A 15,348-nucleotide genomic window follows, 5' to 3' on the forward strand; every position below is an offset into this window, starting at 1 on the left:
ACCCCCCGAAGAACGCCAATGACCGGCCGCGGAGCCTCCGCGGCCGGTCGACGCGTTTTGGGGCGTGCTGCTACAGCTTGAGCGCACTACTCCACCGCATAGAGCAGCCTGTACTCAGCGCCGTTCGCCTTGAAGCGCAGACTGCGCTCACCAGGCGTATCCGTGATCCAGTGCTTCCCGAGCTTGTCATCCTCGTCCGGGCCGTCGTCCTCCCAGAGGGAGACGGCGATCCTGCCCGTGAAGTCGCAGTCGTACTTGACGGTGTACATCCGGTCGCCCAGCACCGTTCCGTTCCACACGGTGCCGCGATCCTGGACCACAAGCCTCGGCTCGTCGAAGCCGCTCCAGCCCTCAGTAGTGACGCACTTGAGCTTCTCCAGATACAGCTTGGCCATACCGTCCCCTGTGAAGGATCCTTCCCGACCCTGCGCATCCTGCCGAACCTCAATAAACGATCACTAAACGAAATCGACGGTGTGCGATCCGGGCGGGACGTACGGGACAGGAGGGAACGGGCGATGAAGACGGGTCAGGCGGTCGGGGCGCCGGCCTGTGGTTCTTCTCATGTGAGGGGACTGCTTGGGGATCCCTCGATTTCGGCCACGGCGAGCTGGAAGATGCGGTGCTGATCCTCGGTGACCGGTACGTCCGACGTCCCAGCCTGCTCAGCGGCCTCCACCCACTCGCGAACGATCACCTCGATGATGTCCGGCACGCCTGTGCCCAACAGCATCTCGATCAACTGCCAGGCGTGATCCGGGTGGGGAAACTTCGCCGCCAGATAATGCGCTCTGGCTTCCTGCCATATCTTCCGTGCCGCCTCCGGTCCGTCATTATGGGCGGCGTCGTGCAGCAGACGGCACCAGCCGGCACCGATGCGGTCGGAACAACCGCTGAACTCACTCTCCCAGGGGCTGATTTCCGCGACCTCACGGAACAACGCCAGGGCCGCGGCACGCTCGCCGGCAGAGTAAAGGTCATGCGCCTGCCCCAACTTCGCGTCCAGCCGCCCCCACGGCGTCGTCCGGTGCTTGGTCACATGGGCGTGCATTTCCGCCTCGTATTCGCTGAGCTCGGCTGCACGGCTCCGCAGGTCTTCGGAGTACCACCACAGCTCGGAAGTCTCCTCCTCGTCGACGCCGTTGGCTTCGGCCTGCCGTAGCAGCTCGACGGCCCGTTCGCCGGCCTCTTCCATGTCGTCCGGGTCCATGAAGTCTTCCTGGGAGGCCAGGCAGCCGTACGCCCCGGCGAGCGCCACGGCACCTCGCACATCCTCGTCCACCCCACCGGACGCCAGATATTCGTCCACGGATGACGCGACATGGGACCAGGCCGTCTCGTCGGTCAGCTCTCCGGCAGGGGTGAAGAGCGCCCTGAATTCCGGCGGCAGCTTCCCGGAGGTGAGGAATGTGGTGACGCTGGCGGGCACTGGCGGCAGGTCCATGCTTTTTTCTTCCTCAATTCGGTCGATCAACTACCCGCCCTTTCCTACCACTTGGAGGTTGACGCAAGCGGGGTGATGTGAGGCTGACGTACCGCTGACAGCGCTGGAAGAGGCACATCGTTGTCCGGCCGCGAGATGGCGTTCGGACGAGCCGGGGCGGCGCTCGGAAGGGCCCCGGCTCGGACGTGGGGAGCTGCCCAGGCTCACGCGCGTAGGCGGGCGTGCGTACGCGTACGCATAGGCGTGCGCGCAGTGCGGCAGCCGTGGCTCAAGGCAGCAGCGTGTCGAGGAAGGCGTTGGAGAACACCCGCGCCGGATCGTAGGAGTTCAGTGTGTCCTGGGCAGTGCGCCAGCCGTTGAACGCGGCCGGCACCGTGGTGCCCAGCGTGGCAGGGTCCGTCCATGGACCGCTGTCCGTGTAGGCCCAGCCCTTGGACCACTCGGGACGTACGGTCGCGTAGGAGCCGGTGTAGGTCTGCCAGATCCGTTGCTCCATTTCGCGGAAGAAGGGAGCCGCGCCGGGAGTGCCGGGGTAGGTGGCGAAGTCGAGCCACACCACGGTGTCCCACTCAGGGTGGTCGGGACGGGCGAGGGCCGGCGAGAGGAGGGGGCCGTCGTGCGGATCGGTGCCGGTGATGCGGAGCTCGATCGGGCCGTTGACGGGGTAGGAGCCACGACTCTGGTGCGCTGCCAGCACGCTCCTGTAGTGACCGTAGAAGTCGCTCACCACTCGCTGCACATTCGCCCGGGAGGTCAGTACCGCCCAGCCGGCCTCGACGATGCGCAGTGTCGTGGGTTCGACGTACAGCAGACTGTTCTTCGACCAGCCCCAGACGTCCCACGTGCCGGTGACGATCAGCCCGGAGCCGACGATGGACATGGCGAGCTTGGTGAAGTCGGGTGTCTTGTCGCCCCCGCCGGCGGCGATCTCTCCGAGCAACTTCGACATGTCCTCGGTGACACGGTTGGCGAAGGAGTAGGGGTAGGGCGCGTCGAGCTGTTTGGCCAGCCAGGGTTTGGCCGGTGCCACACTCCACACCTTCAGCCACGGCACATCGGTGAACGGGAACCAGATCGCCTCGACGCGTCCGGTGCCCTCCAGATAGGAGCTGATCGTCCGGCCGCCGGTGCCGGGAGGACCGAAGACGGTGGCGACGTTGACGTCGTACCAGTTGCGGCAGCGCAGACGGGTGTTGGCGGCGGCGGTCATGGTCACTTCGGTGAGGAAGGCGCGGCCCAGGTGGACGAGGAAGGCACGGATGTCGGGGTCGGAGCGGGTGAAGGTCCTGAGTGCGTAGCGGCCTTCCGCCGCGTTCCACACCACGGCAGTGAGAGAGGTGACCAGCGAGCTCAGGGTGCCGAAGCCGGAGCCGGCGGGTGGGTGTTCGCCGGCGGTGGGCAGCCCGGTGCCGTGACCACCGATGGCGAGCACCCCGCCGATGGTGAGGTCGCCGGGCGCAGTGGTCGCGGCGAGGCCGAGTCCCACCTCCTCCAGGCGGGTGAGGATGGTGTCGAGGGTCGCCCCGGCCTGCGCGGTGACGCTTCCGGGGTTGCCGCCGCGGACGCTGACCGCGGTGAGGTGGGAGGTGGTGTCGACGATGAGGGTGCGGGAGGTGTCGGCGCCGGCGGGTACCACCAGCGGCGACCAGGTGTGGCCCTTGCCCCGGGCGCGGAGACGGTAACCGTGCTCGTGGGCCCAGTTGGCGAGGGTCACCACGTCGTCGGGGGTACGGGCCGAAGCGGTCCAGAGGTCCTCGACCACGATCTCCAACGACCAGTTGCGAAAGGCCTGTTGGGAGAGCGGGATCCCGGCGGGGAAGCCGGGCGGTGGGGTGAGGGTGGCCGCGGCGCTGCCCACGGGGATGCGATGCGAGGGTGATAAACCGGCTGCCGCGGCGAGCCCGGCAGCGGCGGTCGCGGTCAGGAGTGTGCGGCGGGTGAGGGAAGTTCTTCGAGCGCTGTCATCGGACATGGCTGTCCCTCCGGCACGCGGCGCGCCGCCCCGCTGCACCGCGCACGGGATCGTAGGGGTGAGACCGTACGAGCGCCCCGGTGCGGTGGGGGTGCGGGGAGTGTAGGGTGACGGCCCGTCAGACGCAATGGCCGTGCCATGCCGTGCCGTGTCGTGTCGCGTGCCATGTCGCGCCGTGCCGTGCCTTGCCGTGACCGGCGGGTGCGCTGCCGTGGGGCGGCAGTCCGTCAGCTTCGTACCGCCCCCGTCACCAGCCAGGCCTCGCCGTGGGCGCGCCAGGCGAGTGTGGCGAGGCGGGCGAGCATCCATACGCCGATCGCGAGCCACAGGGCCACGAGTCCGCCGCCCGCCAGGTGGACCGCGCCGGCCGCCGGGAGGAAGACGAGGGTGGTAAGGACGCCGGCCACGGCGAGGAAGCGCATGTCGCCGGCGCCGATCAGTACCCCGTCGAGGACGAACACGGGTCCTGCCACGACTTGGATGACGGCCACCACGACGAGCGCGCTCAGCAGGAGGGACCGCACGTGCGGCGCCATGCCGAACAGTGCGGGCAGCCAGGGGCGGACGGCCAGGAGCAGGAGGCCGAGGCCCGTGCCGGCGACGAGGCCCCACTGGGTCATCCGCCAGGTCACCGCACGGGCCGCGGGCGCGTCGCCGGCGCCCAGGCAGCGGCCGGTGATCGCCTGCCCGGCGATGGCGATGGCGTCGAGGGCCAGTGCGAGGAACCACCACACCTGGAAGGCCACCTGGTAGGCGGCGATCTCGTCGTCGCCCATCGACGTGGCGACGACCGTACCGGCGACCAGGACGACGCGCAGGGTGAGCGTACGGACGACGAGGTTCACCCCGGCCGTCGCTGCGGCGCGGAGCCCCGCCAGGTCGGGGCGCAGCGGGGCCCCGTGGCGGTGTGCGGCGCGCAGCACCGTGGCCACGTAGACGGCGCCGCCGGCGGTCTGGGCGGCCACGGTGCCCCATGCGGAGCCGGCGATGCCCCAGTGGAGGCCGTAGACGAAGGCTGCGTTCAGCGCGGCGTTGCCCGCGAAGGTGGCCACGGAGACGGCCAGGGGCGTGCGGGTGTCCTGCAGTCCGCGCAGTACGCCGGTGCTGGCCAGGGCCACCAGCATGCCGGGTACGCCGAAGAGGCTGATGCGCAGGTAGGTCTCGGCGTGCGGGGTGACGGCCGCGGAGGCGCCGAAGGCGTCGACGATCGCGGGAGCCAGGGGCCAGCCGGCGAGGATGACCAGCAGGCCGATGCCGACGGCCAGCCAGATGCCGTCGAGGCCTTGGCGGATGGCCTGGTCGAGTCGGCCGGCGCCGACCAGTCGGGCCACGGCGGCCGTGGTGCCGTAGGCGAGGAAGATGCAGATGTTCACCAGGGTGCCGATCGCCTGCCCGGCGACACCGAGGCCGCCGAGGGGAGCGGTGCCCAGGTGCCCGACGATGGCGGAGTCGGTGAGCAGGAAGAGGGGTTCGGCCACGAGTGCGCCGAACGCGGGCAGGGCAAGGCGCCAGATCTCCCGGTCGTGGGCGCGCGCGGCGATCCTCCCGGAGGCGGGGGTGGGGGCCTGGTCGGGCGATGCGGTCATCCGTGCTCCGGGGTGTCGGGCCGGTCGGGGGCCGTGTCGGGGCGGCGGTCCAGTGCGTTCGCGAGGATGCGCAGGAGGTCGGCGCGGGCCGGTCGGTCCGAGAACGGGAAGAAGTGGCCGCCGGGTACGCGGTGGGCGGTGAAGCGGCCGCGGGTGCAAGCCCCCCAGGCCTGGACCGAGGCCCAGGCCACCACGGTGTCGTCCGCGCCGGCGAAGGCGGTGACCGGGCAGTTGAGGCGGCTTCCGGGGCGGTGCCGGTAGGTGTCGGTGAGGGCGAAGTCGGCCCGTACGGCGGGCAGGAGGAGTTGCAGCAGTTCGTCGCTGTCCAGGACGGGAGCCGGGGTGCCGCCGAGGGCGCGCAGCCGGGCCTTGAGTTCCGCGTCGGTGGGCTCGCGCCCCGGTGGTGATCCGGCCCGCCCGGCCGCAGCTCGGGCGGCTATGGGAAAGAGGTGGCTCACGGGTGTGCCCTCGCGTTCCAGGCGGAGGGCGAGCTCGAAGGCGAGGACGGCGCCGAAGCTGTGGCCGAGCAGTGCCAGGGGTCGTGCGGTGTGGGGACGGACGGCGTCCATGAGGTCGGCGAGGAGGGCGTCCAGGTCGGTGTGCGGTTTCTCGTCGGTGCGCAGGCCGTGGCCCGGTGGTTCGTAGGCGAACGTTTCGATGGTGGCGGGCAGGTCCTCCTCCCAGCCGGTGAACAGGCCGGCCGAGGCGCCGACACCGGGCAGGCACACCAGGGCCGTGGCCCCGGCGTGCCTGGCGCCCGGCGGCGACGGCGGAGGCAGACGGGAAAGCGCGGGAGAGGGGAGGATCGTCACCACGAGGCGGGCCCCTCCCCGCGCCCGGTGTCCTGGCCGGTGGTGCCGTAGCGCTCCCGGAGCTCGCCGGCGAGGCCGGGCAGCAGGGGCGCTGCCCAGGTGGCGAGGGCCCGCAGGCCGTGCAGGGCCAGGGCGGGGTCGGTGGTGGCGCGGCCGGCGAGCAGGGCCAGCAGATGGGCGGTGGTCTCGGCGGCCTGGCGCAGGCTGAAGGATTCCAGGGCGTAGGCGCGTTGCATGCGGTCGCGGTAGCGGCCGAGGACCTCGGTGGCGGTCGGGTCGGGTGGGGCGGGCCGGTCGTAGGCGGTCAGGGCGGTGTGCAGTGTGGCGAGGGGGCGTTGCAGCCGGGTGTCGAGGGTGGTGAGGAAGTCCTTCTCCGAGAAGTCGGCGGGTTGGTGTTCGGGGTTGGACAGGGCGAGGTGGAAGCGGACGGCGTCGGCGCCGTGCTTGGTGACGAGGTCGCGGGCCCAGATGAGGTGGCCCCGGCTGGTGGAGAACTTCGCGCCCTCCAGGTGCAGGAACTCGTTGGTGAGGATCGCGGCCGGTTCGGTCAGGCCGCCGTGGGCGAAGCCCAGGCCGAGGTGGGCGAAGGCGAAGTAGAAGGTGTTGTCGTAGCCGAGGAACTGCACCACTTCGTATCCGGAGTCACGGGCCCAGACATCCGGTGCCGGCCGGCCCGGGGCGAGTTCGGCACGGGCGGTGGCGGCCATGTGGGTCAGGCCGGGCAGCATCTCGGCCCAGACGTTGAGGACCTGGCCGGGGAAGCCGTCGACCGGGACGGGGATGCCCCAGTCGGCGGGGTAGCTGACGGGGAAGTCGGGCAGCGGCCGGGCCAGCATCTCCTCGACGAAACGCAACACGTGCGGCCGCATGGTGGACCGGCGCCGGGTGTAGTAGGCCTCGAACCGGTCCCGGTAGTCCTCCAGGGGCAGGACGAGGATGTCGGCCTGGCGGTGTTCGGTGGCGGCGTGCTCGGCGGCGCCGCTGGGCGTCTGGTACAGCAGCGTGGCGGGCTCGTTGGGATGCCCGCAGGTCTCGCAGATCGCGCCGCAGGTCTCGGCCAGGCATTCGGGGCAGTGCCCGGCGGCGAACCCTTCGAGGAGGTGGTGCCCGGTCGCCGGGTCGTAGGGGAAGGTCCAGGTGCGCCGGGCGAGGCGGCCGGCTCGGTGGAGTTGGGCGAAGAAGTCGCGGACATGGGCGCGGTGCGCCTGGTCCGGGGTGGTGAAGGCGTCGACGGCGATGTCGGCGAGGCGGAGCGTTTCACGGATGTCGCGGTTGCAGCGTGCGGCGAGTTCGGTGGGTTCGACGCCCAGCCGCCGCGCCGTGGTGACCACGTAGCTCTGGTGGTCGTCGCCGCCGGTGACGTACAGGGCGGTGTGGCCCAGCATGCGCTGGGCCCGGCAGAAGACGTCGGCGGCGAGGTAGGGGCCCGAGAGATGGCCGAGGTGCAGGTCGCCGTTGGTGGTCGGGGGCGTGGCGGTGACGAGGAAGGAGCGGGGACGCTTTGTGCGCTCGGCGGTCATCGGGCCGCTCCGAAGGGGCCCATGGACCATACGGACACCATCTCCAGTTCCTCCTCGGCGGAGGTGTTCTCGAAGTGGTGGCGCCGGTGGGAGTCGACGACGAAGGCGTCGCCGGGGCCGATGGCCGTGCTCTCACCGTCGAGGTGGAGCAGGCCGGTGCCGCGCACGACGTAGAAGTGCTCGTGATCGGCGTGGGAATGGGGAGTGGTGGTGGCGGCCGGGGCGACGGTGCACACGCCCATGCCGGCCTCGGACGGGCCCGTCGAGCCCCAGGGCAGGATCCGGCGGAAGTCGCAGCCGTACTCCGGTGTCGTTGCGGCGTCGGCCCGCCGCTCAATGGGGGTGCTGCTCACGCGTCGGCTCCTTCGAGGGCGTCGGAGAGGGGAAGTTGTCCGGGGCCGGCCGGATCCGGGCGGGGTCCGAAGACGGAGTCGAGGATGCGGGCGGACCGGTGGGCGAGGACGGACAGCAGGGTGCTGCTCAGACCGTGGGAGTGCTCGGCGGCGCCGTGCAGGAAGATGCGGGGCCGGCAGTTGGCGGTCGTTTCCACTGAGTAGTCACGCCGGATGCGCAGGGTGCCGTCGGGGGCGCGCAGGAGCAGGGGTTCGAGGCCGGTCAGCAGGTCACCGGCCTCGCGGAAGTCGTAGCCGGTGGCCAGGACGACGGCGTCGAACCGGCTGGTGAGGGCCTGCCCGCTGGAGGGCGCGCGCAGGGTGACGAGGGCGGTCGGGCCGTCGGCCCGGCAGGCCGCCAGTTCCGTGAAACGGCACAGGCGCAGCCGGTCCTCGCCGCGGACGCGCTGGTCGTAGAGGAGCTCGGCGATGGCGCGGATGTCCTCGTCGTCGACGGCCGCATAGTTGGTGGTCCGCAGCTCGGCCAGGATGGTGTGGCGGCGGGTGGCGTCGGCGGCGTGGAAGAGGTCGACGGACGCCGGGTCGAAGATCTCGTTGGCCAGCGGGCTGCTGTTGGCCGGAACGAGCGCGAACCCGCGGTGGGCCAAGCTGACGTCGGCGTACGGGAATTCGCGGGCCAGGTAGCGGAAGACCTCGGCGGCGCTCTGGCCGGCCCCGACGACGAGGAAGCGGTGGGGCAGGTCGCGGCCGCGCTGGTGGAAGCGCTCGATGCTGGGCAGGAAAGTGCTGCTGTGGAAGGTGACACCGCTGTCCAGGGCGTCGCGCTCGACCCCGGCCGGAACGACGGGCCGGCCGCCGGGTGCCAGGGACACATGGTCGGCGGCGATGGTGTGCTTGTCCCCGGTGATGTCGCGGTAGTCGACCTCCAGGTGGGTGACGCCGCCGTCGGTACCGGTGACCGGCCGGACCCCTTCCACGAGGTAGCCGTAGGAGACGTGGTGGGCGAGCCGGTCCGCGGCCCAGCCGAAGTAGTCGGCGTATTCGCGGCGGGTGGGGTGCAGGGTGCCGAGGTTGAGGAACTGTTCGAGCCGCCCCTTGCCGACCAGGTAGTTGGTGAAGGAGAACGGGCTGGTGGGGTCCTGGGGGCTGACGAGGTCCTTGAGGAAGGCGATCTGCATCCGGGTGCCGTCCAGGAGCATGTCGGGATGCCAGCTGAAGGCGGGCCGGGCTTCCAGGCAGTGCAGGCGGGCCCGTACGGACGAGGCGCGGGTGGAGTCGCACACGGCGGCGAGCGACAGGTGGGACGGGCCGAAGCCCACGCCGAGCAGCCCGTAGTGCGGGTACTGCCGCGAGGAGGTGCCGGTCACGCGGATCGGCCCTCCTCGTCGGCGCGGAAGGAGGCGAGGTGATGGACGGTGCCCTTGCGGCTGAACAGGTCGCGCAGCGCGAAGGAGAACCCTTGCGCGCGGGCGAGCGAGCTGACCTTGAGCGCCGCCAGGGAACTGCCGCCCAGTTCCAGGAACGGGGTGTGCACGTCCACCGCGTCGCTGCCGGTGCGCAGCACGGTGGCCCAGATGTCGGCCAGGGCGGCCTCGTTCGGGGTACCGGGTGGGGTGGTGGGCCCACCGGGGAGGGGCTGCGGGGCCGTGGCCGCGGGCGCCGTCTCTTGCGCGGTGCGGGGCGGCAGGCAGCGGGCGACGCGGTCGAGGAGTTTGCCCAGGGGTTCGCCACCGCCGTCGGCGATGGCCTCCAGGACGTCGCGGAAGGCGCCCATCACGCGGTCGACGGTCTCCCGGTCGAAGTGGGCGAGGTCGTACTCGGCCTGGAAGGTCAGCTCACCCTCGGCCATCACCCCGATGGTGAAGGGGTAGTTGGTCCAGCCGAGGTTGCGCTCGTGCCGTACGGAGACGCCGTCGCGGCCGGCCCACCCGATGCCGTGGGGGATGTTCTCGAAGATCAGCAGCGATTCGAAGAGGGGGCGGCCGCTGGGGACGTCGGGATGTTCCTGGATCAGGGGCAGGGGGTAGTGCTCGTGGGCCCGGGCGGTGACCTGGGTGCGCTGGACCTCGTGCAGCCAGCCGGCTATGGGCCGCGCCGGGTCGAGGATGAGCCGCATCGGCAGGATGTTGACGAAGATGCCGGCCATGTCCTCGATGTGGGACAGGCCGACGGGCCGGTGGGTGATGGTCATCCCGAAGCACACGTCGTGCTGTGCGCTGAGCCCGGCAATCACCGTCGCCCAGGCGCCCTGGATCAGGGAGTTGAGGGTGAGCCGGTGGGCCCGTGCGTAGGCGGTCAGCCTGTCGGTCAGGTCGGCGCCGACGGGGTAGGCGGCGCCCGCGTGCATCTCCTGGGGGCTGGCGGACAGGCCGGGCCGGGCCGTCCGGCCGATCGTGGTCGGCCCCTCGAAGCCCGCGAGGTGCCCGGTCCAGTAGTCCCGTGAGGCACGGCCGTCCTGGGCGCGGACGAAGGCGACGTAATCCCTGAAGGGGCGGGTGGCCGGCAGATGGGGCGGGGCGCCGCGACGGCGGGCGTGGTAGATCTCCAGGGAGTCGCGCAGGAGCAGGAAGAGCGACCAGACATCCAGGATGAGGTGGTGGTAGCTCATGACGAGCCGGTGCCGGTCGGCGCCGGTGCGGATGACGGCCAGACGGAACAGCGGAGCCTGTTCGTAGACGAAGCCGCGACGCCGGTCCTCCGCGAGGTGGGCGTCCAACAGGCCGCGTTGCCGCCCCTCAGGCATGCTCGACCAGTCGAGAACGGTCCACTCCAGCGCAGCCTGCCGCTGGACGACCTGCAAGGGTTCCGCCAAACCCTGCACCGCGAGCCACGACCGCAGGATCTCGTGCCGGCCGACGACCTCCTGCCAGGCCCGGTGGTAGGCGTCGAGATCGAGCTCGCCTTCGAGGGTGTAGAGGAACTGCTCGACGTAGACGCCCGAGTCGGGGTCGAGCAACGAGTGGAAGAGCATGCCCTTCTGCATCTCGGTGACGGGGTGCACCGTGGCGATGCCGTCGGGCTCGGCGGCGATCCGCCGTACGACCTCCAGGTCCTCGTCGGCCACCGCGAAGGGCGCGGCGACGAATGCGCCCTCGGCGTCGCCGCGGTCACGGCGCCGTTCCTCGACGACGGCCGCGGTCTCCGCGATCGTAGGCGTGGCGAAGAACTGGGTGGAGCTCAGCCCCAGTCCCTTCGTATTGGCCTTCGCGCTGATGAGGAAGCCTTGGATGGAGTCGCCGCCGAGTGCGAGGAAGTCGTCGTGGATGCCGACCCGCGGCAGGGACAGCACCTCCTCCCACAGCCCGCACAGGTACCGTTCGAGCTCGTTACGCGGTGGGTGGTACTCCTCCGACAGCTCCAGCCGGACCCCGTCCCGGTCGGCCAGCGCCCGGCGGTCCACCTTGCCGTTGTGCGTGAGCGGGATGGCGTCGACGACGGTGAACGCGGCGGGGATCATGTAGTCGGGCAGCAGTCCCGCGAGGCGGGTGCGGATGTCGGCCGCGGTCGGCGGTGTCCCGTCGCAGGTGAGGTAGGCGACCAGGCGCTGGTGGCCGCCCGCGCCCCGGCGACCCACGGCAACGGCCGCGGTCACACCCGGGACCTCGCGTAATCGGGCCTCCACCTCACCCAGCTCCACCCGGTAGCCGGCAATCTTGACCTGGTCGTCCAGGCGGCCGAGGAGCTCCAGACGCCCGTCGGCCGCCAGTCGGCCCAGGTCGCCGGTGCGGAACAGCCGGCCGTGCGGGCTGTCGGTGAACTTCGCCCGGGTCAGCTCAGACAAGCGGTCGTAGCCCACGGCCATACCGGTGCCCGTGAGGCACAGTTCCCCGGTCTCGCCGTCAGGGACCGGGCGCAGGTCCTCGTCCAGGATCAGCGGGGTGAGCTCGGCCGGCCTGCCGACCGGCACAAAACCGTCGTACGTGACGCCGGGCCGGCATTCCCAATAACCGGCATACAACGCTTCGGTCAGGCCGTAGACGTTGAACAGCCGGGCCGACAGACCGACGGAGAAGAACGCCTCCGGCAGCGCTCCGGGCATCGCATCACTGCTGCAGAAGACGTACTTCAGCGAGGAGAGGGACGCGAAGCGGGGGTTGTCCAACATGCCGGAGAGCAGCGCCGGCACCACCATCAGCGTCGTCACCCGGCCCGCTTCGAGCCATTCGACGAGGCGGTCCGGATCCTTGTGCTCACCGGGCGGCACGACCACGGCGGTGCCGCCGGAGAGCATGGGCCAGAAGACCTCCCGCACCAGGTTGGTGATGCTGAGGGTGGTCCGCAGCAGGTGCCGGTCACCGCGCTCCAGGGGGAACGTCCGCTGCAGCCACTGCTGTCCGCTGAGCAGGGCGCGGTGGGTGAGCATGACGCCCTTGGGCACGCCCGTGGAGCCGGAGGTGTAGAAGATGAACGCGAGGGCGTCGTCGGCCAGTTGCACAGGTCCGGCGAGCGGTGCCGCGGCCTCGTGCAGCAGGTCCTCGACGGCGACGGCACGCACACCGGACGGCCAGGGCGCACCGATCAGGGCGCGTTCGGTGAGCACGACGCGGGCCCGGGAGAACTCCAGGATCGTCCGGCGCCGCTCGGCCGGATCCTCCGGGTCGACGGGCACACAGACCGCGCCGGCGCGCAGCAGACCGAACAGGGCCGGCCACAACTGCAGGGACCGCGTCAGATGCAGGCCCACGCGGTCACCGGGCCGCACGCCCAGGGACGCCAGTCCGGCCGCGACCCGGTCGGCACCGGTCTCGGCCTGCCCGAAGGTCACGGTGTCATCGGACCGGGTTCCATCGCCGAGGAGCGCGGCGATCCCTTCCCCGTCCGTCCGTGCCTGGGTGGTCAGCAGATCGTGCAGAAACGGCATGGAGAAACCACCGATCTCCGCCAGTCGCGGAAAGGTCTGAGTGGGACTGCGCTGCACACGTGAGGGACTGCACTGCATACGTGAGGCACTGTGCTGATACGTGAGGAAGTGTGGGGACGGCGCCATGGTCCAGTGCCACAGGCATGTTTAATTGACCCGCAAGAAACGCGGAAGGGCAGGAATCGGACGTCTGCCTGCCCACCGATCCCAGGCAGCATCCGACCCGCGCCCGGGTGGACCCCACGAGCTTGTACACCCTCGAAAACCCTTGAACCCCATGGCCAGCGCGGGAGTGCAGGAGCCAGGGCCGCCGCCGACCTCCACCACGGCCCGCAGCTCGACGGTATGGAAGGCCGACGACTCCATGGGGACCGTGGTGCGCAAGGGGACCCAGAGCACGGCCGGAACGTCCCAGAACACCATCAACTCGCCCTGGCCACCGGTGATTTCCTAGCCGGCCCGGGTGAGCCCTGCGCCGTAGACCTGGGCGAATGTGGTGAACGCTGCCTGGGCGCGGCCGCGGTCCTCGGCGTCGCAGCTCTACGACGATGGCCTTCTTCCGGCCCGGCTGGGCCGGCTGCGGCGCGGAAGCAGAGACATTGGCCGTTTTGTGCACACAACCCTTCGCCCGCAGGTCTCGCCCTGGCTGCCAGGCCGCTGACGTTCCGCCGGCCCTGGCTATTTCTCCGGGTGAATCCAGGTCCGGGCAAGTTCCGCGACCCAGGCAGCCGCCGCATCCGGACCGGGCGGCGGCGCACCGACGACGACGAGTTCGGTGACACCTGCCGCCCTGAGCGCCGGCAGGTGCTCGGGAACGCCGTCGCTCAGTGCCGCGGCGACCGTCAGATCCTCCACAGCGCGACCATGGCGGGCGCACTCCTCGGCAAGAACGGCGACGCGCCCCGGCACATCGGCCGCCGCAACGTTGAAGCCGTACCAGCCGTCGGCGAGCGAGGCCGCACGGCGCAAGGCGGCATCGCTGTTGCCGCCGACCACGACCGGGAGCCGGCCGCCGCGCAACGGCTTGGGGTTGACCCGGATCCCCTCGAAACGCGTGAACTCCCCTGCGAAGGAAGCCGGATCCTCCGCCCACAGGACGCGCATCGCGGCGAGGTACTCCTCGGTGCGCCGCCCGCGCCCGGCGAACGGGACCCCCAGCGCCGCGAATTCCTCGGCCGACCAGCCGACCCCGACCCCGAGGCTGAACCGCCCCGCGCTGAGCACGTCGAGGGTGGCGGCCTGTTTGGCGACCAGGACCGGGTTGTGCTCAGGCAGCAGCAGTACCCCGGAGGCAAGCTCGATCCGGTGGGTGACCGCCGCCGCGAAGGCCAGGGCAAGCAGCGGATCCAGCCAGTCGGCGTCCGCCGGCACAGCGATCCGGCCGTCCGCGGAATAGGGGTAGCGCGAGGCGGGCGCGTCCACGAGCGCCACGTGCTCACCGCACCACAGCCTCGCGAAACCGTGTGTCTCCGCGGCCGTGGCCACCGCACGGATCACCTCCGGACGGGCACCCTCGCCGATACCCAGCGCGTGCAACCCCACTCGCATCCTCCACCTCCGGGCGCCACCTTAAGTACCCCGCGCGGACGCGCCCGGGCGACATGGCTGGCGCCGGTTGAAGAAGGCTCGTTGAAAACTCCCACCCTGAAGGCTCCCCACCCTCCCGGCCGTGAGGCGCTCGCCACGCGAGACGATCAGACATGCGAGTGAGACTGTGAGCCATTCAGACGCTCATTGGATCTCCCTACAGTGGACAGCACCACACCGAATCAACAGGGAGATCCCGATGCGAGCAGTCATCCAGAACACCTTCGGCGGCCCGGAGGTCCTCAAGGTCACCGAGGTCGAACGCCCCCGCCCGCTCTCCGGCGAGGTACTCATCCGGGTCCACGCCAGCGCGGTCAACCCCGTCGACGCCGCGGTCAGATCCGGCGCGTTCCCGCTCCTGGGCGAACCGCCGTTCGGCGTCGGCTGGGACATCTCCGGTGTCGTGGAAGAGGCGGGACCCGGCGCCCGGTTCGCGGTGGGCGACGAGGTGTACGGAATGCCGTTCTTCCCCCGCGCCGCCACCGGATACGCCGAATACGTCGCCGCACCGTCGCGGCAGGTCGCCCGCAAGCCCACCACCCTCGACCACGTACACGCCGCGGCCCTGCCGCTCGCCGTACTCACCGCCTGGCAGGGACTGGTGGACGCGGCACACGTCAAGGAAGGCGACCGGGTGCTGATCCACCGCGCAGCCGGCGGCGTCGGCCACCTCGCCGTGCAGATCGCCAAGGCGCACGGCGCACACGTCACCGCGCTCGCCAGTGCCGCCAGGCACGAGTTCGTGACCAGCCTGGGCGCGGACGAGGTGATCGACTACCGCACCACCGACTTCACCCAAGCGGTACAGGACGCGGACGTGGTCTTCGACTCCACCGCCCAAGGCGCACTTTCGCTGCGCGCACTGCGCCCGGGAGGCGTGCTGGTCAGCATCCTCGAACACGGCGACACCGACCTCGCGGCCACCGTCGCGGCGGCCGGGCGGCGCTTCGCCGGAATCTCCGTGGAGCCGGACTACGCAAGCCTGGAGGCGATCGCCGCGCTTGTGGACGCCGGCCGGATCCGTCCCCACGTCGAGCAGACCTTCCCACTGGCCGAGGCCGGCAAGGCGCACGAGCTGATCGAGTCGGGGCGGGTACAGGGCAAGGTCGTACTGACGGTCTGATACCGATACCGGCCGCTCGGTCTGATACCGATACCGGCCGCCCTCTCCCTGGAGGGCGGCCGTATCCTTCGTCATCGTTCGTCATTCATC

11 protein-coding genes are annotated in these 15,348 nt (G+C 70.9%); 1 reads left to right on the forward strand and 10 read right to left on the reverse strand.

Annotated elements, in window-relative coordinates:
* Positions 1-86 precede the first annotated feature (86 nt).
* The 10 genes from AB0E02_RS02915 to AB0E02_RS02960 all read right to left on the reverse strand — a co-directional run bounded on the left by AB0E02_RS02915 (position 87) and on the right by AB0E02_RS02960 (position 14,096).
* Positions 87-395 carry a hypothetical protein gene (locus AB0E02_RS02915; RefSeq protein WP_362135254.1) on the reverse strand — a complete coding sequence of 103 codons (309 nt, stop codon included), beginning with the start codon at positions 393-395 and terminating at the stop codon, positions 87-89.
* 167 nt (positions 396-562) lie between these two features.
* Complete coding sequence (locus AB0E02_RS02920) at positions 563-1,474, reverse strand: hypothetical protein (protein ID WP_362135256.1); 912 nt, start codon at positions 1,472-1,474, stop codon at positions 563-565.
* A gap of 238 nt (positions 1,475-1,712) precedes the next feature.
* Positions 1,713-3,416, reverse strand: a complete 1,704-nt coding sequence (locus tag AB0E02_RS02925; RefSeq protein ID WP_362135258.1) for a cholesterol oxidase substrate-binding domain-containing protein — start codon at positions 3,414-3,416, stop codon at positions 1,713-1,715.
* 227 nt (positions 3,417-3,643) lie between these two features.
* A complete protein-coding gene (locus AB0E02_RS02930; RefSeq protein ID WP_362135261.1) occupies positions 3,644-5,002 on the reverse strand; it encodes an MATE family efflux transporter in 1,359 nt (452 codons plus the stop codon).
* Complete coding sequence (locus tag AB0E02_RS02935) at positions 4,999-5,817, reverse strand: alpha/beta fold hydrolase (RefSeq protein WP_362135263.1); 819 nt, start codon at positions 5,815-5,817, stop codon at positions 4,999-5,001. Before AB0E02_RS02935 ends, AB0E02_RS02930 begins: the two co-directional genes overlap by 4 nt.
* Positions 5,811-7,334: a class I tRNA ligase family protein gene (locus tag AB0E02_RS02940; protein WP_362135265.1), complete on the reverse strand. Its 1,524-nt coding sequence runs from the start codon at positions 7,332-7,334 to the stop codon at positions 5,811-5,813. The genes AB0E02_RS02935 and AB0E02_RS02940 overlap by 7 nt, the downstream gene beginning before the upstream one ends.
* Positions 7,331-7,687: a cupin domain-containing protein gene (locus tag AB0E02_RS02945; RefSeq protein ID WP_362135267.1), complete on the reverse strand. Its 357-nt coding sequence runs from the start codon at positions 7,685-7,687 to the stop codon at positions 7,331-7,333. The genes AB0E02_RS02940 and AB0E02_RS02945 overlap by 4 nt, the downstream gene beginning before the upstream one ends.
* Positions 7,684-9,054 (reverse strand): SidA/IucD/PvdA family monooxygenase, encoded by a 1,371-nt coding sequence (locus AB0E02_RS02950; RefSeq protein ID WP_362135269.1) that lies wholly within the window; start codon positions 9,052-9,054, stop codon positions 7,684-7,686. Before AB0E02_RS02950 ends, AB0E02_RS02945 begins: the two co-directional genes overlap by 4 nt.
* Complete coding sequence (locus AB0E02_RS02955; protein ID WP_362135271.1) at positions 9,051-12,548, reverse strand: amino acid adenylation domain-containing protein; 3,498 nt, start codon at positions 12,546-12,548, stop codon at positions 9,051-9,053. Before AB0E02_RS02955 ends, AB0E02_RS02950 begins: the two co-directional genes overlap by 4 nt.
* 678 nt (positions 12,549-13,226) lie before the next feature.
* Positions 13,227-14,096, reverse strand: a complete 870-nt coding sequence (locus AB0E02_RS02960; protein ID WP_362135273.1) for a TIGR03619 family F420-dependent LLM class oxidoreductase — start codon at positions 14,094-14,096, stop codon at positions 13,227-13,229.
* Positions 14,097-14,334: 238 nt separating this feature from the next.
* On the opposite strand from AB0E02_RS02960, the gene AB0E02_RS02965 reads away from it, so the two are divergent.
* Positions 14,335-15,258: an NADP-dependent oxidoreductase gene (locus AB0E02_RS02965; protein WP_362135275.1), complete on the forward strand. Its 924-nt coding sequence runs from the start codon at positions 14,335-14,337 to the stop codon at positions 15,256-15,258.
* Positions 15,259-15,348 lie beyond the last annotated feature (90 nt).

Source organism: Streptomyces sp. NPDC048196 (genome assembly GCF_040652715.1).
Taxonomy (GTDB): domain Bacteria; phylum Actinomycetota; class Actinomycetes; order Streptomycetales; family Streptomycetaceae; genus Streptomyces; species Streptomyces siderophoricus.